Genomic DNA, 22,917 nt, shown 5'->3' with positions numbered 1-22,917 from the left:
GCACTCTCTGCTGGTTACTGGGGCGACTCGAAAAGTGAGCTGTAGTATATCAGTTCTGAGCAGGATAAGGGCAGGGCAGTTGGCGGGTTCTTTAAGTGAAGACTGATCATTTTTAATGGCAGTCATGTACAATACGTATTATTCATGAGCATGAACTGAGCTTAAGCAGGCACTCATGCCATTGCTGCACCAATTGAGAACCTTATGACCACACGCAAGAAAAAACGCTTTATCGCTGGCGCCGTTTGCCCGAAATGCAAGGCGATGGATAGCCTGATGCTGTATCTGGAACACAATGTCGAAAAAGTAGAGTGTGTGCAGTGCGGTTATCAGATGACGCAGCCAGATGCTGCAGTCAGCAAGTCTGGCCATGGCAGCGATCAATTGATTGGGGTGTTTAAACCCGAGTAATTGGTAAGTTGGCTACATTGGCGCTTGTGATGATTAGCCGTTCATGATGATTAATAATGCGGTGGCGGTGGTTCCTGATCGGCGGAAACCATGTCACCGTCATCCCGGTTGCTTAATTGTTTTGCCAGCATAACGACCTGCCGCTGCAGTAAATCAATTCGCTTTTGGTGCTCCAGCAATTCATTACTCAGATGCTGCATCGCATCATCCTGAAAAGCCAGTTTGCTCTCCAGTTCAATAATATGCAGTTCTACTTCATTGGTATCGCGACTAGTCACGGTTGATCTCCCATACTTCTGCTAAGCCACTAGAGCTTTCACTGATGATCTGGTGGGGGCCAAAAAAGGCCACTGCATGCACGGCAGCACTGGGCGGTCGGCTACCGACTCGGGGCGATACGCGCCAACGTTGCAGTTCTTCGCCACTTTGCACATCCCACAGCGCCAGTTTGCGGCTGGGCGCACCGGTGGCGAGCCAGCGACCATCATCACTAAAGCGTACTGCACTAAAAATTTGCTGGCGGGCGGTAAATTGCAACCGACTCACCGGCTGGCCAGTCTGAATATCCCATATTTGAGCCATGCTCTGACTATCTGCGGTAAAGGCATAGCGACCTTGTGGATCCAACTTCACTTTGGTGACCCGGCTTGGGTGGGGAAAGCTATGGATGATTTGTGCGCTTTCAGTATCCCACAAATAGGCCATGTAATCGTTACCGCCGGTAAGGGCATAGCGGCCATTGGGCGATAAATCGACACTGTTGATACGCTCGCTGTGGCCAAGAAACTCCAGGCGCCGCCCCGATGAAAACGTAATGTGCTGCACACCACCATTACTTTTGCCAATCAGCAGATGGTCGGCATTATTGGAGACAGCCACATCGCGGACCGATGCTTCATCCAGCTGCCAGTAGCCAACATTTTCGCCATCTTCAATGCGCCACAGCGCGAAATTATCGCGGTCTGCTGACAACACATGGCTGTTGTTGGGGCTGATCGCCAGCACAAAGACCACGTTCTCATCGACATCTTGATGATTCCATTGGTACAGCAACCCTTGTTGTTCGGTATCCCAGATGGTAATGCCATGCTGTAACGTTGATTGCACCGCATAACGGCCATCACTGGATAACGTTGCGGCATAGGTGGCTTGAGCCGCATGTTTCCACTGTTGGACCGGAGTCGTCTCTACCCGGCTGCAGCTGCAGAGAAAAATAAACAGTAAAATTGATAGATATTTCATGCTATGGCTTAACGTCATCCCCACAAACCGTTAGTATAGACTCACGGTAAGAATCATAACACACTAGTGTGCAGCGAAAGTTGCCCGATTTGGAGAAAATAATGCGCGTATCAACCAAACTTAGCCTGGTGGCTGTTTCTTTATTCACCTTATCTGCTTGTCAGCCTGCTGCAGATAAGCAAGGTCCGGTCGAGCTGGACTCTGAAATTGCCAAGCAATCGTATAGCTTTGGTGTGTCTGCCGGGTATTACATTGATAGTGCCGTTGCAGAGCACAGAGCGATGGGGTTAGAGCTGGATTCTGATTTAATCGTTCGTGGTATGCAAGATGCACTGGCAGATAAAGCCCTGGTATCTGAAGAAGAAATTCAAGCGCATCTAACCAGCCTTGATGAAAGCTTCCGTGCCAAGCAAGAAGAGCAAGCCGAGCTGGTCGCTGCTGAAACGGTTGCTGCTGGTCAGGCTTATCTGGCAGAGAATGCCACTAAAGATGGTGTTGTTGTGACAGAATCGGGGCTGCAGTATGAAGTGCTGACCGAAGGTGAAGGTGCGAAACCAAAAGCAGAAGATACTGTAACGGTGCATTACAAAGGCACCTTACTGGATGGCACGACGTTTGATAGCTCGTACGAGCGCAATGAACCTGCTCAGTTCCCGCTTAACCGGGTGATTACCGGTTGGACTGAAGGTGTGCAGCTGATGAGCGTTGGCTCGAAGTTCCGCTTTACCATTCCTTCCGAACTGGCTTATGGCGAACGTGATATGGGTGTGATCCCACCGCATAGCGTGCTGGTGTTTGAAGTCGAGCTACTGGATGTGCAAAAAGCGGCTGAATAATTTCAGCGCAAGATAAAACAAAAGAGGCAGCCAATGGCTGCCTCTTTTCGTATCTGTATGGTTGACTACCAAGGGTTCAGGCTGGTGTTTCCTGATCGCTGTGTTTATCGTGCAGCGTATGGATCAACTCATCTTCCAGTTCGAAGCGCTCTTCGAGGGCTTGGCCTAAATCGGATAACTCATTATCAAAAGCAGCACTTTGGCGGGTACTGAAATGATCCGCATACTTGTCATTAAAGTTCAGGGCTAGATCCGTGGAAGCTGCAATTTTGGGGTACAGTTGATTGGCCAACTGACGACTGTCGGTACCATTGACCGCGCATTCAGAGACGATGTGTTCGTATACTTCAAAATGGCCAGCAGACAAGTAATCCATCAACAACTGACAAAATTCCTGTACCGCTTCTTGCGCTGGTTTACTGCGTTGTTTGTCATCAAAAGGCGGCAGGCCTGCCAATTTACAATAACTAATGATCAGCTGCTGACGTTCTTCCAGCCAGTGATCGATTGCGGTTAATGCGCCGCCCCACTGTTGCTGTGCTGCTTTAACGCGCCTGTACATGGCCTGCTCCTTGAATAATTTAGATGTTCTTAGTACTCAACTTAAAAGAATCTTAGCCCTAAAAGCAATACTTTTTTCATTGGTCTGAGCTCAATAAGCCCTTATCATACCCTGAGCCAACGATTAGGCCAACCGTTTCCCTGAAATAGGAGAGAGCCATGATTTCACACAGCTTTGTATTGCAACCCGAGCGCCGCGGTTACTGGTTGGTGGTGAACCGCCAACGTTTGTATTGGCCTGCAGAGCAAACTGAGCTGTGGTTGACCACTGCAGGAGAGTTGGCCCGAATGTTTGGCGAACCGGAACAAAGCGGCGATTTAGGCCAGCTCAATGGGCAGCCGGTTTTTTACTGGGTAGTGAATGATCAGCGGGATGATGAACACAATTGGCAATCTCCACGGGCACTATTGGCGTTTGGCGACGGTATTTTTCAATTGGCCGCCCGGGCGGTACAGGTCGCGTTGTTTATACAAACGCATCGTTATTGTGGCCAATGCGGTAGTGCCATGCATTTGGTGAGCTGGGAATTAGCGGCGCTTTGCTCGCGTTGCGGCCATCGCTGTTACCCGCGAATAGCCCCCTGCGTATTGATTGCAGTGGTGAAAGATGATCAATTACTGCTGGCGCGCTCTACTCGTCATAAAACCGGATTCTTCTCAATACTGGCTGGTTTTGTCGAGTCAGCGGAAACGCTGGAGCAAGCGGCAGTACGCGAAGTCAAAGAAGAAGTGGGTATCGATATCACCGATTTGCAGTATGTCGGTAGTCAGCCCTGGCCGTTCCCGCATTCTTTAATGACAGGTTTTATTGCACGCTATCAAAGTGGCGATATTAAGTGCCAGCCGAATGAGATTGAAGAAGCTTATTGGTTTGATGTCGCCAATTTACCCGAGATCCCGCCAGTGCAAACCTTATCTGGCCAGATGATTGCACAGGTGGTGAATACTTTATCGAAGTAGCTGATATATAAGCACAGACCAAATGGGAAGGATGGGTTTCAGGCAATAAAAAAGCCACTAAAAGTGGCTTAAATCACGAAGTGATTATTAGGTCCCTTAAATGGGCTTCTTTATTCTTATTCTTCACTAGCGCTTCTATTTTATAACAGATGTTTTTCAGCCATACAAGTCACTTTTTGAACTTTTTTCGTTTTATTCAGTCTGCGCTCAGTTTTACTGTGAACATGTTGCTCCCTGGAATGCTAGAGCCAAGGCCCTAGCAATGGTAAGATAGCTCATCTCAATTAGGACAGTGCTCATCATGCAATTAAAAAATGATCGTTACCTTCGTGCTTTGTGTAAAGAACCCGTCGATAGAACCCCTGTTTGGATGATGCGCCAGGCAGGCCGGTACTTGCCAGAATACAAAGCGACCCGGGCTCAGGCTGGCGATTTTATGTCGTTGTGCCGCAATACCGAACTAGCCTGTGAAGTCACCTTGCAACCCTTGCGTCGCTACCCGATGGATGCCGCTATTTTATTCAGCGATATTTTAACCATCCCGGATGCAATGGGTTTAGGTTTGTACTTTGGTGAAGGCGAAGGACCGAAGTTTGAGCGGCCGATCCGTGATTTTATGGAAGTGGTTAATCTTCCTATTCCCGACCCAGAGCAAGAGCTGCGTTATGTGATGGATGCCGTGCGTATGATCCGTCGCGAGCTCAACGGTGAAGTGCCTTTGATCGGCTTTTCTGGCAGTCCCTGGACACTGGCGACCTACATGGTCGAAGGCGGTAGTAGCAAAACGTTTAGCACCATCAAAAAAATGATGTACAGCGAGCCAGAAGTACTGCATATGTTGTTGGATAAGCTGGCACAAAGTGTCACCTTGTACCTGAATGCACAAATCGCCGCTGGTGCTCAATCGGTGATGATCTTTGATACCTGGGGAGGCGTGCTGACGCCGCGTGATTACAAAGAGTTCTCATTAAGTTACATGCAGCAAATTCTGGATGGCTTAACCCGCGAAGCGGATGGCCGTAAAGTGCCAGTGACCTTGTTCACCAAAAACGGCGGCTTATGGCTGGAAAGCATCGCCGCCACGGGCTGCGATGCCGTAGGTCTGGATTGGACCATGGATATCAATCAGGCACGTAAACGCATTGGTGATAAAGTCGCGCTGCAGGGCAACATGGACCCAGGCATTCTGCTCGGTTCACCAGAGCGGATCCGTCAGGAAGTACAAACCATTTTGGATGGTTACGGCCAGGGCAGCGGCCATGTCTTTAACCTGGGTCACGGCATTACGCCGGATGTCGATCCGGAGCGGGTGAAGGTCTTTATCGAAGCCGTGCAGGCGTTCAGCCCGACCTATCATATGAATACCGATGGTTAAACTCTGTTCTGACGACTCGCTGAGCTGTAAGCGGGTGGTTGGCAGCCTCTAAGCCAACCTTTACAGGCATGGATGCCTGTACAGAGCCTATAGGGACATACTTGCGGCGCGTTGGCGTGAGACTGGCAATCACACGCCTCCCCCTATCTCAGTTTAAAATAACCGATTCAAGCCATTCAATGCCGCCACCCGGTAGGCTTCCGCCATGGTTGGATAATTGAACGTAGTATGCACGAAGTATTCAATGGTATTGCCACCATCCTTTTGCATCATAATCGCCTGACCGATATGCACAATTTCCGCCGCCCGCTCTCCAAAGCAATGAATACCAAGAATTTCCTTGGTTTCACGATGGAACAACAGCTTTAAACTACCGACATTGGTATTGGCTATTTGTGCTCTGGCCAAGTGCTTAAATTGGGCCCGGCCAACCTCGTAAGGAATGCGGGCCGCGGTCAGCTCTTGCTCGCTTTTGCCCACCGAGCTGATTTCCGGGATGGTATAAATGCCCACCGGAATATCTTCAATCAAACGGGTTTCACAGCTGCCTTTGATAATGGCATCGCCAACAATCCGGCCCTGATCATAAGCTGCACTGGCCAGGCTGGGGTAACCAATAACATCGCCAACCGCATAAATGTGGGGCACTTCAGTCTGGTAGTTGTCATTCACTCTCAACTGGCCACGACTATCGGCTTTCAGGCCGACAGCATCAAGATTTAACACATCGGTATTGCCGGTGCGGCCGTTGGCAAACAGAATGCAATCGGCTTTCATTTTCTTGCCAGACTGCAGGTGCAAAATAACCCCATCGTCGCGACCCTCAATGGCATCGAACTCTTCGCCGTGGCGAATACTGATCCCCGAATTCCAGAAGTGGTAGCTCAGCGAATCGGATATTTCGCTATCCATAAACGACAACAAACGGTCGCGGTTATTCACCAGATCAACCCGCACACCAAGGCCACGAAAAATGGAGGCGTACTCACAACCAATAACCCCGGCACCATAAATAATGACATGGCGCGGATCATCGCGTAGCGATAAAATGGTATCGCTGTCGTAAATGCGAGGGTGGTTAAAGTCGACATTGGCGGGTCGGTAGGGGCGAGAGCCACTCGCAATCACAATGGTTTTTGCACTGATCAACTGTTTCGAACCATCGGGTTCAGTGATTTCTAATTGATGGGGGCCAACAAAGGCCGCATCGCCGTGAAAAATAGTGACCCGGTTGCGATCGTAAAAGCTACTGCGCAGCCGAACCTGTTTGCGAATCACACCAGCTGCATGCTTTAATATTTCATCAAAAGTCAGGTGGGTTCTGTTTTCATCCAGCTGAAACAGCGGGTTTTCTTTGTATTCAATGTAGCGACTCACAGAATGGCGCAAGGCTTTGGAAGGAATAGTTCCCCAATGCGTACAGCCGCCACCAACCGATTGATAACGCTCCACCACCGCCACTTTCTGGCCGCTCTTGGCCAGATTCATCGCCGCGCCTTCGCCACCCGGCCCGGTGCCAATTATAATGCTATCAAAATCGTACGATGGAGCTTTTTTTTTCGAAGTTGTCGCCACGTCTGGCTCCCGGAAGCTAAGAATAAACTGTGTATAACAATAGCCTGAATTTACAAGGAAAAAAAGCCGACTATGGTCGGGTGCTCTACTCTGTATAACGTAATTGCCAAAATAATTTCTTAACGTAGAATGAAAGTCGGGGACTAAATAACATTAGAGCACAAAATGGATACTGCAGTACAACAGTGTGATAACTGCAACAGTTTTTTACAGGGTGATTTTTGCCACCATTGTGGTCAGGAAAAAAAGAGCTATATTCGCAATGTTAGCGGGGTTGTGACGGAGTTTTTCGGCGAGTTCAGCAATTGGGACACCCGGCTATGGCGCACCCTTTTGCCGCTATGGTTTCGGCCCAGCTTTTTGAGTACTCGTTATGTAAATGGTCATAGAGTGCCTTATGTGCCGCCACTGCGCTTGTATTTTTTCACCTCGGTCGTAGTTTTTTTAATTCTGGCGCAGCTGGTGCCGCATCAGGCAATTGAAGACAGCTCGAACAGTGATCCAGGCATGATCATGATTGAAACCAATGATGGCAAGCAAATGACGCTTGGGCAGTTGCTGCGGCAAATCGAAGCTGACGTGCGGGAAGGCAATACGGTCGAGGCAGAAAGCTGGGAGCAAGTAGCCGTGAACGTGGAAAAAAATCAATACGAATTGCCATTACCATTTCTTTCCAGTGCCGCTCAGCAGCGTGTCGACGAGCGTTTTAATGCCTTTATTGCGAACCCGAGGCTAGCCATCAATAAGTTCTTCTCACTGGCACCGCAAATGATGTTTCTGCTACTGCCGGTATTTGCCTTACTGCTGAAGCTGATGTACATCCGCTGCAATCGCTTTTACATGGAGCATCTGATTGTTGCCTTGCATAGCCACAGCTTTATTTTGCAAGTGGGCGTGTTTTGCATTCTGCTTGGTGTACTGCAAAACAGCATTCCCTGGCCGTGGCTAGCCAGCAGTGTGGGCTGGTTGAAAGTGGCATTTGCGTATTGGATCCCACTGTACTTACTGCTTTGCCAGAAGTTCTACTACCAGCAAGGCTGGGGGAGGACACTGTTCAAATTCTGGCTCACCAGTTCGCTGTATAATCTATTGTTTGTCGCATTATTTTTCATTCTCATCCTATTGAGCGTGCTGTGGATGTAAAGGCAGAGCACACTCGTGTGCTGAAATATATAAAAATGTTAAAAATTCATTGATTCAAAGAGGGTAATAGACTAACTTGGTTCTTTGCGCCAATTACGGGCATTGTTTTATTGATCAAGAATAGCAAAGGCAGACCGCCAAACGAGCCTCCTCTGGCAGGATAGTTGTCACTTGTTAAAGTGGCGGGTATGCAAAGGAAATTAAGATGAAAAATGCAGTAATATTAAGTTTATTTTCGCTTGGAATGCTTGTTCCGGGTGTTTCTATTGGCAATGAAACTTCCCCGGATTTCCTTAAAAAAGAAATAGAGATCGCACACACTGAATACCTAAACGGTTCGTTCGAAAGTGGAATCTATGCGCTTGAAGCGTTAGCCAGAATCCTGGAATCTGATGATTCTACTACTCTGCACTCAGACGTTGGGTCTAATAATCTTGCATTCACGTACCTAAGAATCGGATTGTTGCATGAAAAGTCAGGAAACCAGTCCACGGCTGACTCTTATTTCACTAAAGCGATAAGCTCTTATCATGGTGAACAAGTTGAGATAGTCCAATTGAAAGAAGCTGCTTTACAATTGGATGAAATAGCAATGAATAACCGCAGTTAAGCGCTGGCGCTCGTCTCGCAACAAGCTGCTCGCGTTGCAAACGAGCAGTTTGTACTTGCCAGCAACAAATAATGCACCAAAGCCAACACTTATGGTGTTATTTCATTGAGTGACTCTTGGCTATTCGCTTCGGTAGCTCCATCAAAGCTATCAAGCCAGTTAAAAATGATCTCATGCTCCTCTGTACCGATTAGTAGCATCAAAGGATGCGGCCGGCCAGCCAGATTGATCACATCTATATGTGCTTGCTGCTGCCAGTGGGCATAGTGCTGGTATGGCGCAACAGGGTCTATGTCTGATGCGATGATGAGCGAGCGCATACGTGGTTGGAAATGTTGTATATTCGTTTGGTGCAACTCAACATTTGCTTCCGCTAAAGCTTGAAGCGCTCCTTGCCTGAGCGATGCTTCTGGAACCAGCTGGTGCCAGCCAGAGCCACTAAGCTGAGGAAATACTGCCACTGCATCATCAAACTGGATACTCGGCGCGATCCAAATCATGCCATCAACCGATATCAGGCTTTGCAAATGAGCTGCTGTGTAGGCGCCCATGGATAAAGCCGTCAGCAGCAGGGGTTGTGGTAATTCAGGGTGAGATTTTAGCACGTGCTCCAGTAGGTGAGCATCTTTCACACCAAAGCCGAGGCCCCGGCTAGATTCGCCGTGGCCCAATAAATCAGGTATCAGCACGTCAAATCCGAGATGCTGAAAATACATAGCATGAAAGCTCATGCTTTCTTTCGTGCAGGTGTAGCAAGGCAGAATAACCATGGTGCCCTGAAATAAATTCTGGTGGTCGTTAGACAGTGTGAGCTTGGAATCTGCTGTGTATCTTGAGGAATAGGCCTTAATGTTCATATTGAGGGTGTTTGGCTTGTCAGAAGGCGCAATATGCCAGTAGCTCATGCAAAGCTCTGATTCGATGCAATGTCGGTAGCGGTGTGGCAGCAACACCTTTTCAGCGTTTTGAAACGCTGCAGCAGGTCTTTCGTTGTGGTGATTTATTTTTTTGACCACCATCTGGGCACAACTGACCAGACTGAGTATCATCAACATGATCAATGAGCTTTTCATAAGCAACTTGTCTTGTCTATTCACCGTGTTCTAACTCGAAGATGGCCTACCGCAAATAGAACATCGGCACCACGGCACTGCCGCTCTTGTTGTAGCTGGCTTTCGACGCAGCGTCCCTCACTGCTTTCGAGGCAAAACTCAAAACGAGTTCTGGTTTTTACCGGTTCTGTCAATTTACCCGGGGTCAAATCACTCCAATTCCACCGAGTGATCGCTCGTGTCGCCTCTTCTGCAAAGAACCTGCTGTCGGCATCGATGGTTTTGATAGTGGTGACTTGATAATCTGGTGTGATGACATACTCAATGGTAGCGCAGCCATCATGTCCCGCCCTTGCATGTTCAACAGGGTAAAGAGCTGTAATGCGTTGCAGGTTTTGCCACTTTGGAGCAAGCAGCTCTGTTTCGCTCAGAGGCAAGTCGGTAAACTGTTCTGGTGGTTGGGTGCTGCTGCATCCAGCGACCATAATACAACCAACCAAAGCCATTAAATATTTTTTCATCCTGTGAGACGCTCCTAAGGTCCTAGTCTTTTAACCATAAAACCTACTGAAAAGAGAGCGTCCGTGCCGCGACACTGTCGCTCTTGTTGCAAGCGGCTTTCATCGCAATCACCTTCATTGTTTTCGATACAAAATTCGAAACGGGTTCTGGTTTTGACTGGTTCAGTTAATGTGGCTGGCGCAATTTGGGTTAAATCCATTCGTTGGATAGCCTCGCGGGCCTGCCGTGCGAAGTGCCTGCCGGTGGAGTCAATGGTTTGGATGGCGGTGATTTGATAATCCGGTGTGATGACATACTCAATGGTGGCGCAGCCATCATTTCCCGCTCTGGCGTCTTCAATCGGGTAGCGCGCTTCATAGCGCTGAAGTCCTTGCCACTTTGGGGTAAGCAGCTCTGCTTCAGTCAGAGGCAGGTCGGGAAACTGTTCTGGTGGTTGGGTGCTGCTGCATCCGATTAAAAGAAGACTGGCAACCAATGCAGTGAAGTACTTTTTCATCGTGGTATATGTCCCTGAGTTGATATCAACAGAGTGATCATGCAAGCCGTAATACAGCCTGACTTCCATTTCGTTATGTAAAAAAATAGAATATTAAATTATCACAATCAGGGACTAAGTAAATATCTAATGTATTATTATTGTGATCTAATGGCGCAGAGAATACTGCAGCCTCTAATGCAGGGGCGCCTGATGGCGCCCTTTATGTTTGGTATCTGGGCATGACGCCCTGTTTTGATACGCGCTTACCTGATGGAGGGGGGGCGCAATCATGCGCCCCTACGGTTGGATGTTCAGAGCAATCATGCCCTTATAGGCTTAACCCAGCCAGGGTAGGTTGTTTTTACGACTCTGCTCGAAGTCACTGATTTTTGGCGCCAATTGCTCGCTGCTACCGATAAAATCGAGTCCGCTTAATAACCGCTGCTTGACGTCCTGATCGATATCAAAACCCAGAGCTGCGTTGTTGCCAAAGCGGATCTCCTGATTTTTCAGGTCGATCTGCCATTGCTGTGGGCCTTCACTGCAGCGGTTAAACAGACTGTCGATATTGCCCTTACTTAACGCAATCAATAGCATGCCGTTGTTGGCACTGTTGTTGTAAAAAATATCAGCAAAGCTTTCAGCAATAATGACCTGAAAGCCATACTGTTGCAGCGCCCAAGGCGCGTGCTCCCGGCTGGAACCACAGCCAAAGTTGGCGCGGCTGAGTAAAATAGATGCGCCCTGATACTGCGGAGCATTTAGCACAAACTCAGGGTTTGGGCTTCCATCGCTCAGGTAGCGCCAATCAAAAAATAAAGCATCGGCAAAGCCATCGCGACTGACCGAGGTCAGAAACTGTTTTGGGATGATTTGATCGGTATCGACGTTGTTTTTATCCAGCGGGCAGACTAAACCACCGGCAAAGATCGTGTGGATGCTAGGGTTCATGCCCATTCTCCTGTGGTGATGTCAACAAAACGGCCAGCGATGGCCGCCGCTGCAGCCATGCTGGGGCTGACTAAGTGGGTGCGACTGCCACGGCCTTGACGGCCCTCAAAGTTGCGGTTGCTGGTAGAGGCACAGCGCTGGCCCGATTCGACCCGATCATCATTCATACCCAAACACATGGAGCAGCCTGGCTCCCGCCATTCAAAACCAGCGGCTTTGAAAATATCTGCCAAACCTTCGGCTTCGGCCTGGCGTTTCACCTGGCCAGAGCCGGGTACAATTAATGCCCGCACTCCGCTGGCGACCTGCTTGCCTTGTACAACTTTGGCAGCAGCCCGTAAATCTTCGATGCGGCTATTGGTACAGGAGCCAATAAAGACCACGTCGACGGTTAAATCGGTCAGCTTTTGTCCTGCCTGTACGCCCATGTACTCGTAAGCCCGCCGCGCGGCATCCTGCTTGCTGCTTTCGGTAAAGTCGTCAGCGGCTGGGATCGGTTGGTCTACCGCAATTACTTGCTCCGGGCTGGTGCCCCAACTGACCTGAGGCTTGATGTGGCTGGCATCAATATGCACCACCTGATCAAAGGTAGCGTCCGCATCGCTGTGCAGGCTACGCCAGTAGACGACAGCGGCATCCCAATGCTCGGCCGTTGGCGCATGCGGCTTGCCTTTCAGGTAGGCAATGGTGGTGTCGTCCGGTGCAATTAAACCAGCCTTGGCACCCATTTCGATGCTCATGTTGCATAGTGTCATGCGGCCTTCCATGCTCATGCCGCGAATGGCGGAACCAGAAAACTCAGCCACATAGCCATTGCCGCCAGCGGTGCCCAGTTGGCCAATCACCGCCATAATGATGTCTTTTGGCGTGACGTGGGCCGATAGCTCACCATCAATCACGATACTCAGTGTTTTCGCCGCTTGCTGAGGCAGGGTTTGGGTCGCCAACACGTGTTCGACCTCCGAGGTACCAATGCCAAACGACAGCGCCCCAAAAGCACCATGGGTCGAGGTATGTGAATCGCCGCATACAATGATCATGCCCGGTTGAGTAAGGCCTAGCTCCGGACCTATTACATGCACAATGCCCTGATCCGGGTGGGTTAAATCCAGCAGCGGAATGCGATGCTCATCGCAATTCTCGGCTAATGCCTCCAGCTGTTTGCGTGAGGTTTCGCCGGCGGCATCCATACTGCGCCGCTGGGTCGAGACATTGTGATCCATGGTGGCGTAGGTTAAGTCCGGCCGGCGTACTGGGCGGTTGGCTTGCTTTAAACCAGCAAAGGCCTGTGGTGAGGTCACTTCGTGGATCAAGTGGCGATCGACATACAACAAATCAGTACTGGCGTTTAACTGGCCGACCACATGGCTCTGATAAATTTTTTGATACAGCGTTTGGCTCATGATTGGCTTCCCTGGTTAGTCGTTGTGTTGTGCGCAGCAGCGGCAATTGCAGCAGCGACGGCGTCGCCAACATCGGCAGTGCCGTAGCGTGAGTCGGGTTGAATATCGCGGGTGACGATGCCTTGCTCCAAGCACTGCTGAACCGCTTGCTCGATGGCGACGGCGGCAGCTTCTTGGCCAAAACTGTAGCGCAGCATCAAGGCTGCACTTAAAATTTGCGCGATGGGGTTGGCAATGCCTTGTCCGGCAATATCCGGCGCACTGCCACCGGCTGGCTCGTACAAGCCAAAGCCGCTGCCATTCAGGCTGGCCGAAGGCAACAAACCTAAGGAGCCGGCAATGGCGGCAATTTCATCGGATAAAATATCGCCGAACAGGTTATCGCACAGCAGTACATCAAACTGCTGTGGGCTGCGGATCAACTGCATCGCCGCATTGTCGATGTACATATGTTCCAGCTCAACCTCTGGGTAGTCTTTGGCTATCTCGGTCACGACCTCACGCCACAAGATACTGGTTTGCAACACATTGGCTTTATCGATGGAGGTAACTTTGCGATTGCGTTTCATCGCGGCTTCAAAAGCAACTTTGGCGATACGGCTGATTTCCGCTTTGCTGTATGTTTGGGTATCAAAGGCGCTATCGTCGCCGCGGCCTTTCTCGCCAAAATAAATACCGCCAGTCAGTTCACGAACGCACAACACATCCATGCCCAAGCTGCTAACGCGTGGGTGCAGTGGCGATAACTCAGCAAAGGCTGGATAGATCTGGCCAGGGCGCAAGTTGCAGAATAAATCAAAGGTTTTGCGCAAGGGCAGCAAAGAGCCACGTTCTGGCTGTTGATCTGGTGCCAAACCGGTCCATTTCGGGCCACCGACCGAACCAAATAAAATGGCATCGCTTTGCTGACACAGCGATAAAGTTTGCGGTGGTAAGGGCTGGCCAGCACCATCAATAGCTGCGCCACCGATCAGTGCTTCTTGCATGGTAAATTTGATGGCAAAACGCTGCTCAACAGCGCGTAATACTTTGATGGCTTCTGCCATCACCTCCGGGCCAATACCATCACCGGACAAAATGGCTACTTTATAATTGGATTGCTTCATTAGACACCTGCCGTTCGTTGGCGCGCTTGTTTACAGGCATCGACCTGCTGAGCGCGTTGGATCATATTTAATACGTGCACATAAGCCAGTACCGAGGCCCGGACAATGTCGGTGGCAAGGCCAGCACCATGAAAGCGGCGACCTTCAAATTCGGCGATAATATCGACCTGACCCAGCGCTTCTTCGCCGCTGCCTTTGGCGCTTAGGTTGAAATCGACCATCTTGATGGTCAGTTTGCTGATGCGCTGAATGGCTTGAAAGGCCGCTTCAACCGGGCCATTGCCAGTAGCCGCTTCGGTAAAGACCTCATCGCCACATTTGATACCGACGGTGGCGCTGGCGACATGGCCGGTATGGGTGGAGGAGCTTAAAAACTCCAGTTGGTAAAACTCGTCCTGCTCTTGCAGATTCTGGAAAAACACCAGTGCTTCCAGATCATAATCGAATACCCGGCCCTTTTGATCGGCCAGCGTCAGAAAGCTTTGGTACACATCCTCCAGTTCGTAATCATCTTTGGTGTAGCCCAAATCTTGCAAGCGATGCTGAATCACATGACGGCCACTGCGGGAGGTGAGGTTCAGCTCATTCTGGCGAATACCGACCTGCTCTGGTGACATAATTTCATAAGTGTTTTGGGCTTTTAACACGCCATCCTGATGAATGCCGGACGAGTGGGCAAAGGCATTTTCACCTACCACCGCTTTATTGGGCTGGATAGGCATATGGCAAATCTGACTAACCAGATGCGAACTGCGGTAAATCTCGGTGGTTTTAATGTCGGTGTGCAGCGGCGCGAACACATCTTGTCGGGTACGGACGATCATCGCCACTTCTTCCAGCGAGCAATTACCGGCTCGTTCGCCAATGCCATTGACGGTGCATTCAATCTGGCGAGCTCCAGCTTGCACGGCACTGATGCTATTGGCAACCGCCAAACCAAGGTCGTTATGACAATGCACACTCAAGCGGGCTTGATCGATATTCGGTACCCGATTGCGCAAAGCGCTGATGATGGCAGCAAACTCGGTCGGGATGGTATAGCCGACAGTATCCGGAATATTGATGGTGGTAGCACCGGCCTTGATGGCGCGCTCAACAATCCAGCACAGATCATCAATCGGCGTGCGACCGGCATCTTCGCAAGAAAACTCAATATCGTCGGTATAGCGGCTGGCCAAGCGAATCGCTGCTTCTGCTTGCTCAGAGGCCTGCTGCAAACTTTTACGCAGCTTGTACTGTAAATGCAGCGGCGAGGTTGCAATAAAGGTATGAATGCGACGTTGTTCAGCAGCTTTTAAAGCTTCACCGCAGGCTTCGATATCGGCACTGACCGCCCGGGCTAAGCCGCAAATAATCGGGCCTTTTACTTCACGGGCAATGCGTTGCACCGATTCGAAATCGCCGGGCGAAGAGACTGGGAAGCCAACCTCCATCACATCGACGTTCAGCCTGGCAATAGCATGAGCCAGTTGGATTTTTTGTTTCTGGCTCAGGCTGGCGCGCAGTGCCTGCTCACCATCTCGCAAGGTGGTGTCGAAGATCCAGATTTTATCATCAGCACTCATGGTTCCTTTCCTTTCAGTCTTGTTGGCCTGAAGCCTGGGTTGATTGCGAACTCGCAAGCAATAAAAAACCCCGGCCTGTGGCACGGGGTTTTTGGAATTTTGCTTAACTTATGAACAGCAATAATTCGCCCCGCGCGCTATACGTAAGAGCACGAGGAGGTTGGTCAGAATGCTTGCAACATAAGTCATTATTGGCATGTGATGGATCACCTTTTTATTTATGAGACTATTAATAGCATCATTTTTCTGCAGAGGCAACAGTATAGATGGCTAAACGGCAATAATTATAGGCTGGTCGGTTCAGTGCAGCAAACCGAGCTCTGACCCTAGCCAGAGCATCACTGTCGCCATATGGAGACAGGTTATCCTTATGTTTTTACTAGTAAAAAAGAAGAGGCCCCACAATGTGTCGCCAAAAGCAGACACTTTTAGCGTTCCCCTGACGCGATTTTATTTTAAGCTATTGAATTTAATATGAAATAAATGTTGGCACGACAGTTGTATTAACTATGCCAGTTGCGCATCTGTTTCCGGCAAACGCCTTTATTTATCTTCAGCGCATCAGGAGTATAATCATGGACCCTATTATTGCTGTATTAGTGACTTTTTTGATTATGAATTTGATGGTAGTGACTGCCATGGTGCGTCGTATTGATGTCAATAGCTCCAGTGTGTTGGAGTGGGAGCGTGAGCAGGCGCTGCAACAGCCTGTGACAGCAAAGCCCGTGATGGGATCCGGAACGATTTCGTAAGCCAACCCCTCACTAACGAATGAAGCCAACGACAGCCTGCTGACGAGATCGGAGTCACTCTACCAGCAGGCTGTTGCTTCTCTACAAAACACGGTATGCTGCAATCATACTGAATCCAGCTGCTGCAAAAGCAATTAAGCACCCAGCGATGAAATTTAGCCCTTTAAAAACAGCTTCCTTACGGCAACTTGTATTGTCCAGCTTTGTGCTGGCACTGATCCCGGTAGCGGTACTGATGTGGCAAAGCCATAGTGCGTTAACCCGTATCAGCCAACAAGCTGTTGAGCAAGCCAATACCTCCGCCTCTAGCGTTCGTCGTATGGAGCAAATGCAGAATCAGGTGGTGGATATTGAGCGGGCCATTCGTCAGTATGCGGTATTGAAAACCAGCTCGCTCGCAACAGTCGCGCAAAATCACGTATCTAGTTATCAACAGCTGTTACCACAGGTCTGTCAAACCATGCGCGATGCCAGCCTTTGTCAGCAGCAAACCATCACCTTGCAACAGTTGGCCCAATCCTTTCCACAGCAACAGTCTGAACACATTGAGCCGTTATTGCAGCAATTACGCCAGCAGCAAGGCCGTTTGTCTCAGCAGATCTGGCAGCAATTGGAGTTACAATTGGCGGCGCAACAACGTGATGTCGCCAGTGCTCAACAACAGTTGACTTGGCAAACGGTAGTGCTGGTTATTTTAACCTTGTTATTGGTGATTTGGGGCTCGCGGCGAATTACCCGCCCGGTGGCGATGCTGGAACGCATGATCCGAGCGATAGGACGTCAGCAGGCGTTTCCTGATCAACGTGTGCGTGGACCGAAAGAATTGACCGAATTGGGTGAACAGCTTCGAACCTTAGCCGCTCGTTTGCAACAGTTGGAGGCATTGCGGTTGATCTTATTGCGCCATGCCTCGCACGAATTAAAGACACCGCTGTCGAGCATTCGTGAGGGCTGCTCCTTATTAAGCGAGCAACTGGTGGGGCCGTTAAATGCCCAGCAGCAGGAGGTGGTGAGCTTACTGAATGGTAGTACCGAGCGGCTCAGCCAATTGACCGAGCAATTATTGGATTACAACCGCCTGTTACAGCAAGCCAAACCGGTGCTCAAGTGGCATGTAGCTGAGCCGATGATAACCGAGTGCATTCAAGATCATGCTTTATCCTTACAGCAGCAAGGGCAAAGGGTACGTCTGGAGTGTCAGGTCGAACAGTTATACACTGATGCCATGTTATTCCGACGCATACTGGATAACCTCATCAACAATGCTCAAGCCTATGGCGCGGCAGATAGTGAGGTGTGTATCCGGTTGAGCCAGCAAGAGCAACAATGGTGGCTGGAGGTGATGAATCAAGGTCACCCTATTGCAGCTGACCAACGGGAGCGTCTATTTGAACCCTTCCAGCGCGGCCAAAGCCCGCGCCGTGATCGGGTGCAAGGTTCAGGTCTTGGTTTATCTATTGTGGCTGATTGTGCGCGTTTACTGGCTGGGAAAGCTGAAATTATTGATACCACAGAGGCGGATGTATGCGTCCGTATTCGTTTGCCATTGCCAGAGGACATCGAATGAAGATCTTGTTTAACCTGTTGTTGTTGCTGAGCCTTGCCGGCTGCCAATTGCTGCAAACCGAGTCGGTACGCACTTCGACAGAAGACGACATAGTGATGCCTGAGTCATCGCCAGAGCTGATCGCCGAGCCTGAACAGGAGGCTGAATTAATACTGGCCGATGACGGTGTGTCCATGCTGGCTTGGCTGCAGTTTAAAGACTGGGTGCTCAATAGCAGTATCTTGCAGCGAGAAGCATTGCCGTTGCATGACGATGAGCAGGTAGCTGCCATTCAGTCGAGCTTAGCGCAGCTGCATCCTGACAATAACTACTTAACTCGGTTTCGAGCACAAATGCAGCTGGCTGAGCGATTAATGGTGGCGCCACCTGAATTGACAACATTATTTAGCTGGGAGTTGGCCTTTAATCAAAAGCTACTAGAAGCTGAATCTGCGGTCAGCGCACTCACTCGGATCAATGCTGAATTGCAACAGGAACTGGAGCAGAATCAAGCCAGAAATCGTGAACTGGAGCAACAAATTGAAGCTCTGACACAAATTGAGGCTCGCTTAAATCAACCGGAGAATGGGGAACCACATGAGTAAAGCCGAGGGTCGGATCTTACTGGTTGATGATGATCCCAGCTTATTGCGTTTATTGACGCTTCGGTTGGAAGGTGAAGGCTTTCAGGTCCTCAATGCCGATTGCGCCGAAGCGGCGCTGGAACTGCTGCAAAAACAAGATGTCGATGTGGTGCTCAGCGATTTGCGCATGCCGGGCTTGGATGGCATGAGCTTATTTGATGAAATCGCCAAGCGTAACCCAGCGTTGCCGGTGATCCTGATGACAGCACACGGCTCGATCCCTGAAGCCGTAGCGGCTACCCAGCGAGGTGTGTTTGGCTTTTTAACCAAACCACTGAACAACAGCGAGCTGCGTGATATTCTACAAAAAGCCCTGCACCAAAGTGTGCCGGAACAATCGGACTGGCGAGCGGGCATTATCAGCCGCAGCGAGCAGATGGAAGAAGTATTGCAACAAGCGTTACGAGTGGCCCCACGTGATGTCAGTATTCTGATCACTGGCGCCAGCGGCACCGGTAAAGAGCTGCTGGCCAGAGCCATTCATCAGGCCAGCCCACGCGCCAAACAGCCCTTTGTCGCCATCAACTGTGGTGCTTTACCAGAGCATCTTTTGGAGTCGGAGCTGTTTGGTCACACCAAAGGGGCTTTTACCGGCGCCGTAACCGAACACAATGGTTTATTCCGCGAAGCGGATGGTGGCACCTTATTTTTGGATGAGATAGGCGATATGCCACTGCCTCTGCAGGTGAAACTGCTGCGCGCCTTGCAAGAGCGACAAATTCGACCGGTGGGCAGCAGCAAAACCATCGCCATTAATGTTCGTGTGCTTTCAGCAACACACCGCGATGTGCAGCAGGCGATGGAAGAGGGTAGTTTTCGGGAAGATTTATACTATCGCTTGAATGTGGTGAACCTGCAGCTGCCGTCATTAGAGCAGCGGCCAGAAGATATTCCGCTGTTGGCGCGCCACGCGCTGCAGCAAAGCGCGGAACGCCATCAGGTCAAGGTGACTCGTTTTACCGACGATGCCATGCAACTACTGACTACTGCCAAATGGCCCGGCAATGTGCGCCAGTTGATGAATGTGGTAGAACAATGCGTGGCACTGACGCATGGCCCGGTGATCAATGCCGCCTTGGTAGAACAAGCGCTAACACAAGACAGTAGTTACTGGCCCAGCTTAACCGAAGCCCGTGATCAATTTGAACGACAGTACCTTGTTCGGGTACTGCAAATGACCGATGGCCATGTCACCCGGGCGGCAGAACTGGCTGGTCGCAACCGGACCGATTTTTATAAATTGCTGAAAAAGCATCAACTGAGTGCGCAGCAGGTGACTGATGACGCTGATTAGCCATGTTGAGGATGCGGCTGAATCACGTATAATTCAGCCTAACCGCTTGCAACAAAGGATGGCCGATGACTGCAGTAACGCCCCCTGAGGTAGAAACCCCAGAACTTATTAAAGCTAAAATCACCAGCGAAACCGCCCGAATAAACTGGCTGGAACTGCAGAAGTTTTATGCCGCTGGCAGTGTAGTCGCTGTGGATGTAGCATTGGATTTAGTCGACGTTGCCTTTGCTTTTAGCCAGGACGACAGCGCTCAGGTGCAAAGCTGGTTAGAGCAGGGCAGCGTAGCTCGCGTATCCGAACCACAGGCACAACAATGGTTTGATGCCAAACAAGAGCTGTGGGCAGTAGTGATTTCGCCCTGGGTATTGGTTCAGGATAAACCAACCTCAGCGCAGCTAAATTAGTTCGCTTTACCGGCAACCAGGCTTCGGCTACAGTGTTTAAAACATCATGCCGGAGCTTTTATGGTCGCCGAGTACAAAACTGTTGCCAGTTCCAAAGTCACCTTATCACAGCTGATGCTGCCATCGCACTCCAATTTCAGCGGTAAAATCCATGGCGGCTACCTGTTGTCTTTGATGGATCAGATTGCCTTTGCCTGTGGCTCCAAGTTCAGTGGCCGCTACTGTGTCACGGCTTCGGTCGATCGAGTCGATTTTCTTAACCCGATAGAAGTCGGCGAGCTGGTCACCTTACAAGCCTCGGTCAACTTCGTCGGCAGCAGTTCCATGGTCATCGGCATCCGGGTCGATGCGCAAAACATTCAGACTGACGCCATTAAGCACTGCAATTCTTCTTACTTCACCATGATCGCCAAAGACGACCAAGGCCAGAGTGTGGCCGTGCCACGGCTCATTTTAACCAGCGAGCTGGAAGTGATGCGCTACCTGCAAAGCGCCGAGCGTATCCGCCAGCGCAAAGCCCGCCACGCCATGGCTTTGCCGTTCGATGGCAAACTCAGTGCCGCAGTGGCTGAAATACGCCAGCACTTCGATGCCAAAATCGAACTGGCCGATTCGGAGCTTAGCTAAGGCTGCAAGCGCTTAGGCGGTAGCATCTGTATGTGTTTGATCTCATAAGTGATTGTCAGCAGGCAAAAAAGCGGGTAGGTTGAGTACGTAAATTGTACAAAGGCGGATAGATCTGTGTTTAAACACGGATTCTTCCGCAGAATAAGTGTATAAGGAATTCGTATGAGAAAACCAACAACAGATAGAGAAATCCTTAAAGTTATCCACGACCATTATTACAAAACTTTTATATCATACGGTATTTCTGATGAAAGCAGAGAATCCAAAATTTACGTTCCAATAGACTGTGAATACTTAGCCAATAAACTGAGAGTTGATCAGGATATTGTATTTGGTCGCCTTTATTATCATTTAGATAAAAAATATGGTTATCAGCAACCAAATGGCTCACAAGTTCATTTGTTTGCTATGCGAGTAGGAAAAGATCAGCATGCAGTCCACTTTCCTCTTTTATCAGCGGTGTTGGCCGAGCAAAATTACAACTGGTTCCAATTTTACGCACCGTTGCTGATATCGATATTCGCTCTAACTATCTCATTTTTCGGGGCTTTGTAGTGCCACCTTATAACAAGGTGCGGTATTCGGGGCCTGCGGTCCCTGTCACGCTAACAATTTCGCGCACATGCGCATGGTGTTAGTCGCCAATGTCATCGCTACCTAGATTCGACGTTAAGAAGAACCGAGTTCAGAATCCCCATGTTGTGATTCTGGGCGCCGGGGCAAGTATCGCTGCATGCCCTGATGGTGACCGTAATGGGCTGAGGTTACCTTCACTCCAAGACGTGCAAGTGGCTACTGGCCTTGATGAACTCTTTTATCGAATAGAAGCACTGGAGGGATCGTTGGGTGATGGCTTTGAGGCGAAGTATTCTCGTCTAGTGGGGCTTGAGCGATACCCAGACGAGGTTGAGCAGATTAATACTGCGGTTCGGGGTTATTTTGCGCGACTTGAATTGCCTGATCATGTAACCCCATACGACCAAATGATTCTTGGGTTGAGAGAGAAGGATGCGATCTTCACATTCAACTGGGATCCATTCTTGCTTCAGGCGCTGCGTCGCTGCTCTGGCGTGGCCAAGCCCCCAAGCGTTCATTTCCTCCATGGTTGTGTTGCTGTGGCATTATGTGGCGAGTGCAAGGTGAGATCGAACGCTGGCTTGCCGTGTCCTCGCTGCGGGAAGGCGATGGAGCCGAGTCAACTTCTCTTTCCCGTTACGGACAAGGATTACGACTCTGATCCAGTTATTTTGGGTGAGTGGAACGCCCTGCGAAACGCTCTAGACGACGCATATTTCGTGACTATATTTGGTTACAGTGCACCGGTTACAGACGTCGCCGCTCGAAAGATTCTCATCGATACTTTTTCCAGTAATAAATTTCGAGAAATGGCGGAGGTTGAGATCATTGATATACGAGAGAGAGCTGTTATCGAGGAAACATGGTCAGACTTCTATTTCAGTCACCACTACGGAATCTTTGATTCGTTTGAGCATTCCCAGATACACCGACACTTCAGGAGATCGTGCGACGCATTCGCTATGGCAAGCCTCCAATGCCATCCCGTGCCAGAGAATACTCCGGCTGGAATCACAGAGATCGGCAAATTGCAGGAGTACGCGCGTCCACTATTCCGGGAGGAGCAAGCAGACGTTAAGTTTTGGGATGGCCATGTTAACCCGTTTGGTGGCTAACACATATGAGCATATTCGAAGTCAATAGGTAAAACCGCTCTGCTGGCCACGCTAGCGGCCAGTCAGTTTTTCCATTAGCAAGATAGACTGCTTCGTCTGTCATCATGGGTGCCAGGCGATAGCCTGCACCCCAACGAATAGTTTAACAATGCAACGCAAGCGCCAAGCG

Annotated in this window: 25 protein-coding genes; 14 read left to right on the top strand and 11 right to left on the bottom strand. The window is 49.9% G+C overall.

The genetic code is table 11. The features are described from left to right. Window positions 1-204 precede the first annotated feature (204 nt). Window positions 205-411 (top strand): YheV family putative zinc ribbon protein, encoded by a 207-nt coding sequence (locus Q3O60_RS10265; protein WP_305893835.1) that lies wholly within the window; start codon window positions 205-207, stop codon window positions 409-411. A gap of 50 nt (window positions 412-461) precedes the next feature. Here the strand turns inward: Q3O60_RS10265 and Q3O60_RS10260 are convergent, their stop codons facing one another. Together Q3O60_RS10260 and Q3O60_RS10255 are read right to left on the bottom strand one after the other, a co-directional pair. Beyond that, complete coding sequence (locus Q3O60_RS10260) at window positions 462-689, bottom strand: SlyX family protein (protein ID WP_305893834.1); 228 nt, start codon at window positions 687-689, stop codon at window positions 462-464. Next, complete coding sequence (locus Q3O60_RS10255) at window positions 682-1,653, bottom strand: WD40 repeat domain-containing protein (protein ID WP_305893833.1); 972 nt, start codon at window positions 1,651-1,653, stop codon at window positions 682-684. Before Q3O60_RS10255 ends, Q3O60_RS10260 begins: the two co-directional genes overlap by 8 nt. 101 nt (window positions 1,654-1,754) lie before the next feature. Between Q3O60_RS10255 and fkpA the strand changes: the two genes are divergently transcribed. After that, window positions 1,755-2,489 carry an FKBP-type peptidyl-prolyl cis-trans isomerase gene (fkpA, locus tag Q3O60_RS10250; RefSeq protein ID WP_305893832.1) on the top strand — a complete coding sequence of 245 codons (735 nt, stop codon included), beginning with the start codon at window positions 1,755-1,757 and terminating at the stop codon, window positions 2,487-2,489. Between the two features lie 76 nt (window positions 2,490-2,565). Here the strand turns inward: fkpA and rsd are convergent, their stop codons facing one another. Next, window positions 2,566-3,051: a sigma D regulator gene (gene rsd, locus Q3O60_RS10245; RefSeq protein WP_305893831.1), complete on the bottom strand. Its 486-nt coding sequence runs from the start codon at window positions 3,049-3,051 to the stop codon at window positions 2,566-2,568. A 158-nt stretch (window positions 3,052-3,209) separates the two neighbouring features. Here rsd and nudC point away from each other — a divergent pair, with 158 nt between their 5' ends. Next, on the top strand, window positions 3,210-4,010 hold the full coding sequence (gene nudC, locus Q3O60_RS10240) for an NAD(+) diphosphatase (protein WP_305893830.1): 801 nt from the start codon (window positions 3,210-3,212) through the stop codon (window positions 4,008-4,010). Window positions 4,011-4,311: 301 nt separating this feature from the next. Then, window positions 4,312-5,385 (top strand): uroporphyrinogen decarboxylase, encoded by a 1,074-nt coding sequence (gene hemE, locus Q3O60_RS10235; protein WP_305893829.1) that lies wholly within the window; start codon window positions 4,312-4,314, stop codon window positions 5,383-5,385. Window positions 5,386-5,538: 153 nt separating this feature from the next. Here hemE and sthA read toward each other — a convergent pair whose 3' ends face one another. After that, on the bottom strand, window positions 5,539-6,960 hold the full coding sequence (sthA, locus tag Q3O60_RS10230; protein WP_305893828.1) for a Si-specific NAD(P)(+) transhydrogenase: 1,422 nt from the start codon (window positions 6,958-6,960) through the stop codon (window positions 5,539-5,541). Window positions 6,961-7,125: 165 nt separating this feature from the next. On the opposite strand from sthA, the gene Q3O60_RS10225 reads away from it, so the two are divergent. Both Q3O60_RS10225 and Q3O60_RS10220 read left to right on the top strand, forming a co-directional pair. Then, window positions 7,126-8,103, top strand: coding sequence for a DUF3667 domain-containing protein (locus Q3O60_RS10225; protein ID WP_305893827.1), 978 nt, complete (start codon window positions 7,126-7,128; stop codon window positions 8,101-8,103). A 205-nt stretch (window positions 8,104-8,308) separates the two neighbouring features. Next, window positions 8,309-8,713 carry a hypothetical protein gene (locus Q3O60_RS10220; RefSeq protein WP_305893826.1) on the top strand — a complete coding sequence of 135 codons (405 nt, stop codon included), beginning with the start codon at window positions 8,309-8,311 and terminating at the stop codon, window positions 8,711-8,713. Between the two features lie 89 nt (window positions 8,714-8,802). Here the strand turns inward: Q3O60_RS10220 and Q3O60_RS10215 are convergent, their stop codons facing one another. The 7 genes from Q3O60_RS10215 to leuA all read right to left on the bottom strand — a co-directional run bounded on the left by Q3O60_RS10215 (window position 8,803) and on the right by leuA (window position 15,790). Beyond that, a complete protein-coding gene (locus Q3O60_RS10215) occupies window positions 8,803-9,786 on the bottom strand; it encodes an alpha/beta hydrolase (RefSeq protein WP_305893825.1) in 984 nt (327 codons plus the stop codon). 20 nt (window positions 9,787-9,806) lie between these two features. Continuing rightward, the gene (locus tag Q3O60_RS10210; RefSeq protein WP_305893824.1) at window positions 9,807-10,286 is read right to left on the bottom strand and encodes an energy transducer TonB; all 480 of its coding nucleotides are present in this window, start codon (window positions 10,284-10,286) and stop codon (window positions 9,807-9,809) included. A 14-nt stretch (window positions 10,287-10,300) separates the two neighbouring features. Further along, window positions 10,301-10,783, bottom strand: coding sequence for an energy transducer TonB (locus Q3O60_RS10205; protein WP_305893823.1), 483 nt, complete (start codon window positions 10,781-10,783; stop codon window positions 10,301-10,303). Between the two features lie 318 nt (window positions 10,784-11,101). Further along, window positions 11,102-11,716 (bottom strand): 3-isopropylmalate dehydratase small subunit, encoded by a 615-nt coding sequence (leuD, locus tag Q3O60_RS10200; RefSeq protein ID WP_305893822.1) that lies wholly within the window; start codon window positions 11,714-11,716, stop codon window positions 11,102-11,104. Further along, a complete protein-coding gene (gene leuC, locus Q3O60_RS10195) occupies window positions 11,713-13,119 on the bottom strand; it encodes a 3-isopropylmalate dehydratase large subunit (RefSeq protein WP_305893821.1) in 1,407 nt (468 codons plus the stop codon). Before leuC ends, leuD begins: the two co-directional genes overlap by 4 nt. Beyond that, window positions 13,116-14,225, bottom strand: a complete 1,110-nt coding sequence (leuB, locus tag Q3O60_RS10190; RefSeq protein ID WP_305893820.1) for a 3-isopropylmalate dehydrogenase — start codon at window positions 14,223-14,225, stop codon at window positions 13,116-13,118. The genes leuC and leuB overlap by 4 nt, the downstream gene beginning before the upstream one ends. Continuing rightward, entirely contained in the window at window positions 14,225-15,790 is a 1,566-nt protein-coding gene (gene leuA, locus Q3O60_RS10185) for a 2-isopropylmalate synthase (RefSeq protein WP_305893819.1), read from the bottom strand. The genes leuB and leuA overlap by 1 nt, the downstream gene beginning before the upstream one ends. Before the next feature lie 575 nt (window positions 15,791-16,365). Between leuA and Q3O60_RS10180 the strand changes: the two genes are divergently transcribed. The 8 genes from Q3O60_RS10180 to Q3O60_RS10145 all read left to right on the top strand — a co-directional run bounded on the left by Q3O60_RS10180 (window position 16,366) and on the right by Q3O60_RS10145 (window position 22,748). Continuing rightward, window positions 16,366-16,542 (top strand): hypothetical protein, encoded by a 177-nt coding sequence (locus Q3O60_RS10180; protein WP_305893818.1) that lies wholly within the window; start codon window positions 16,366-16,368, stop codon window positions 16,540-16,542. 148 nt (window positions 16,543-16,690) lie between these two features. Beyond that, window positions 16,691-18,109 (top strand): sensor histidine kinase, encoded by a 1,419-nt coding sequence (locus Q3O60_RS10175; RefSeq protein WP_305893817.1) that lies wholly within the window; start codon window positions 16,691-16,693, stop codon window positions 18,107-18,109. Continuing rightward, the gene (locus Q3O60_RS10170) at window positions 18,067-18,693 is read left to right on the top strand and encodes a hypothetical protein (RefSeq protein WP_305893816.1); all 627 of its coding nucleotides are present in this window, start codon (window positions 18,067-18,069) and stop codon (window positions 18,691-18,693) included. Before Q3O60_RS10175 ends, Q3O60_RS10170 begins: the two co-directional genes overlap by 43 nt. Further along, complete coding sequence (locus Q3O60_RS10165; protein WP_305893815.1) at window positions 18,686-20,026, top strand: sigma 54-interacting transcriptional regulator; 1,341 nt, start codon at window positions 18,686-18,688, stop codon at window positions 20,024-20,026. Before Q3O60_RS10170 ends, Q3O60_RS10165 begins: the two co-directional genes overlap by 8 nt. Before the next feature lie 65 nt (window positions 20,027-20,091). Continuing rightward, window positions 20,092-20,430 (top strand): DUF2288 domain-containing protein, encoded by a 339-nt coding sequence (locus Q3O60_RS10160; RefSeq protein ID WP_305893814.1) that lies wholly within the window; start codon window positions 20,092-20,094, stop codon window positions 20,428-20,430. A 60-nt stretch (window positions 20,431-20,490) separates the two neighbouring features. Further along, window positions 20,491-21,057: an acyl-CoA thioesterase gene (locus Q3O60_RS10155; RefSeq protein ID WP_305893813.1), complete on the top strand. Its 567-nt coding sequence runs from the start codon at window positions 20,491-20,493 to the stop codon at window positions 21,055-21,057. Window positions 21,058-21,219: 162 nt separating this feature from the next. Continuing rightward, window positions 21,220-21,612 carry a hypothetical protein gene (locus Q3O60_RS10150; protein ID WP_305893812.1) on the top strand — a complete coding sequence of 131 codons (393 nt, stop codon included), beginning with the start codon at window positions 21,220-21,222 and terminating at the stop codon, window positions 21,610-21,612. A 233-nt stretch (window positions 21,613-21,845) separates the two neighbouring features. Then, entirely contained in the window at window positions 21,846-22,748 is a 903-nt protein-coding gene (locus tag Q3O60_RS10145; protein WP_305893811.1) for a hypothetical protein, read from the top strand. Window positions 22,749-22,917 lie beyond the last annotated feature (169 nt).

The sequence above is a fragment of the Alkalimonas collagenimarina genome (genome assembly GCF_030717845.1).
GTDB classification, from domain to species: domain Bacteria; phylum Pseudomonadota; class Gammaproteobacteria; order Enterobacterales; family Alteromonadaceae; genus Alkalimonas; species Alkalimonas collagenimarina.
Note: the sequence above shows the minus strand (reverse complement) of the source record. Positions and strands in the feature narration are given on the sequence as shown.

Bases quoted from the DNA above. Each gene is read 5' to 3' on its own strand.
- hemE (WP_305893829.1), top strand. From the start codon at position 4,312: ATGCAATTAAAAAATGATCGTTACCTTCGTGCTTTGTGTAAAGAACCC.
- Q3O60_RS10160 (WP_305893814.1), top strand. From the start codon at position 20,092: ATGACTGCAGTAACGCCCCCTGAGGTAGAAACCCCAGAACTTATTAAA.
- Q3O60_RS10255 (WP_305893833.1), bottom strand. From the start codon at position 1,653: ATGAAATATCTATCAATTTTACTGTTTATTTTTCTCTGCAGCTGCAGC.
- leuA (WP_305893819.1), bottom strand. From the start codon at position 15,790: ATGAGTGCTGATGATAAAATCTGGATCTTCGACACCACCTTGCGAGAT.
- leuD (WP_305893822.1), bottom strand. From the start codon at position 11,716: ATGAACCCTAGCATCCACACGATCTTTGCCGGTGGTTTAGTCTGCCCG.
- nudC (WP_305893830.1), top strand. From the start codon at position 3,210: ATGATTTCACACAGCTTTGTATTGCAACCCGAGCGCCGCGGTTACTGG.
- Q3O60_RS10220 (WP_305893826.1), top strand. From the start codon at position 8,309: ATGAAAAATGCAGTAATATTAAGTTTATTTTCGCTTGGAATGCTTGTT.
- Q3O60_RS10150 (WP_305893812.1), top strand. From the start codon at position 21,220: ATGAGAAAACCAACAACAGATAGAGAAATCCTTAAAGTTATCCACGAC.
- leuC (WP_305893821.1), bottom strand. From the start codon at position 13,119: ATGAGCCAAACGCTGTATCAAAAAATTTATCAGAGCCATGTGGTCGGC.
- Q3O60_RS10205 (WP_305893823.1), bottom strand. From the start codon at position 10,783: ATGAAAAAGTACTTCACTGCATTGGTTGCCAGTCTTCTTTTAATCGGA.
- fkpA (WP_305893832.1), top strand. From the start codon at position 1,755: ATGCGCGTATCAACCAAACTTAGCCTGGTGGCTGTTTCTTTATTCACC.
- Q3O60_RS10180 (WP_305893818.1), top strand. From the start codon at position 16,366: ATGGACCCTATTATTGCTGTATTAGTGACTTTTTTGATTATGAATTTG.
- Q3O60_RS10210 (WP_305893824.1), bottom strand. From the start codon at position 10,286: ATGAAAAAATATTTAATGGCTTTGGTTGGTTGTATTATGGTCGCTGGA.
- Q3O60_RS10175 (WP_305893817.1), top strand. From the start codon at position 16,691: ATGAAATTTAGCCCTTTAAAAACAGCTTCCTTACGGCAACTTGTATTG.
- Q3O60_RS10265 (WP_305893835.1), top strand. From the start codon at position 205: ATGACCACACGCAAGAAAAAACGCTTTATCGCTGGCGCCGTTTGCCCG.
- rsd (WP_305893831.1), bottom strand. From the start codon at position 3,051: ATGTACAGGCGCGTTAAAGCAGCACAGCAACAGTGGGGCGGCGCATTA.
- Q3O60_RS10155 (WP_305893813.1), top strand. From the start codon at position 20,491: ATGGTCGCCGAGTACAAAACTGTTGCCAGTTCCAAAGTCACCTTATCA.
- Q3O60_RS10215 (WP_305893825.1), bottom strand. From the start codon at position 9,786: ATGAAAAGCTCATTGATCATGTTGATGATACTCAGTCTGGTCAGTTGT.
- Q3O60_RS10170 (WP_305893816.1), top strand. From the start codon at position 18,067: ATGCGTCCGTATTCGTTTGCCATTGCCAGAGGACATCGAATGAAGATC.
- Q3O60_RS10225 (WP_305893827.1), top strand. From the start codon at position 7,126: ATGGATACTGCAGTACAACAGTGTGATAACTGCAACAGTTTTTTACAG.
- leuB (WP_305893820.1), bottom strand. From the start codon at position 14,225: ATGAAGCAATCCAATTATAAAGTAGCCATTTTGTCCGGTGATGGTATT.
- Q3O60_RS10165 (WP_305893815.1), top strand. From the start codon at position 18,686: ATGAGTAAAGCCGAGGGTCGGATCTTACTGGTTGATGATGATCCCAGC.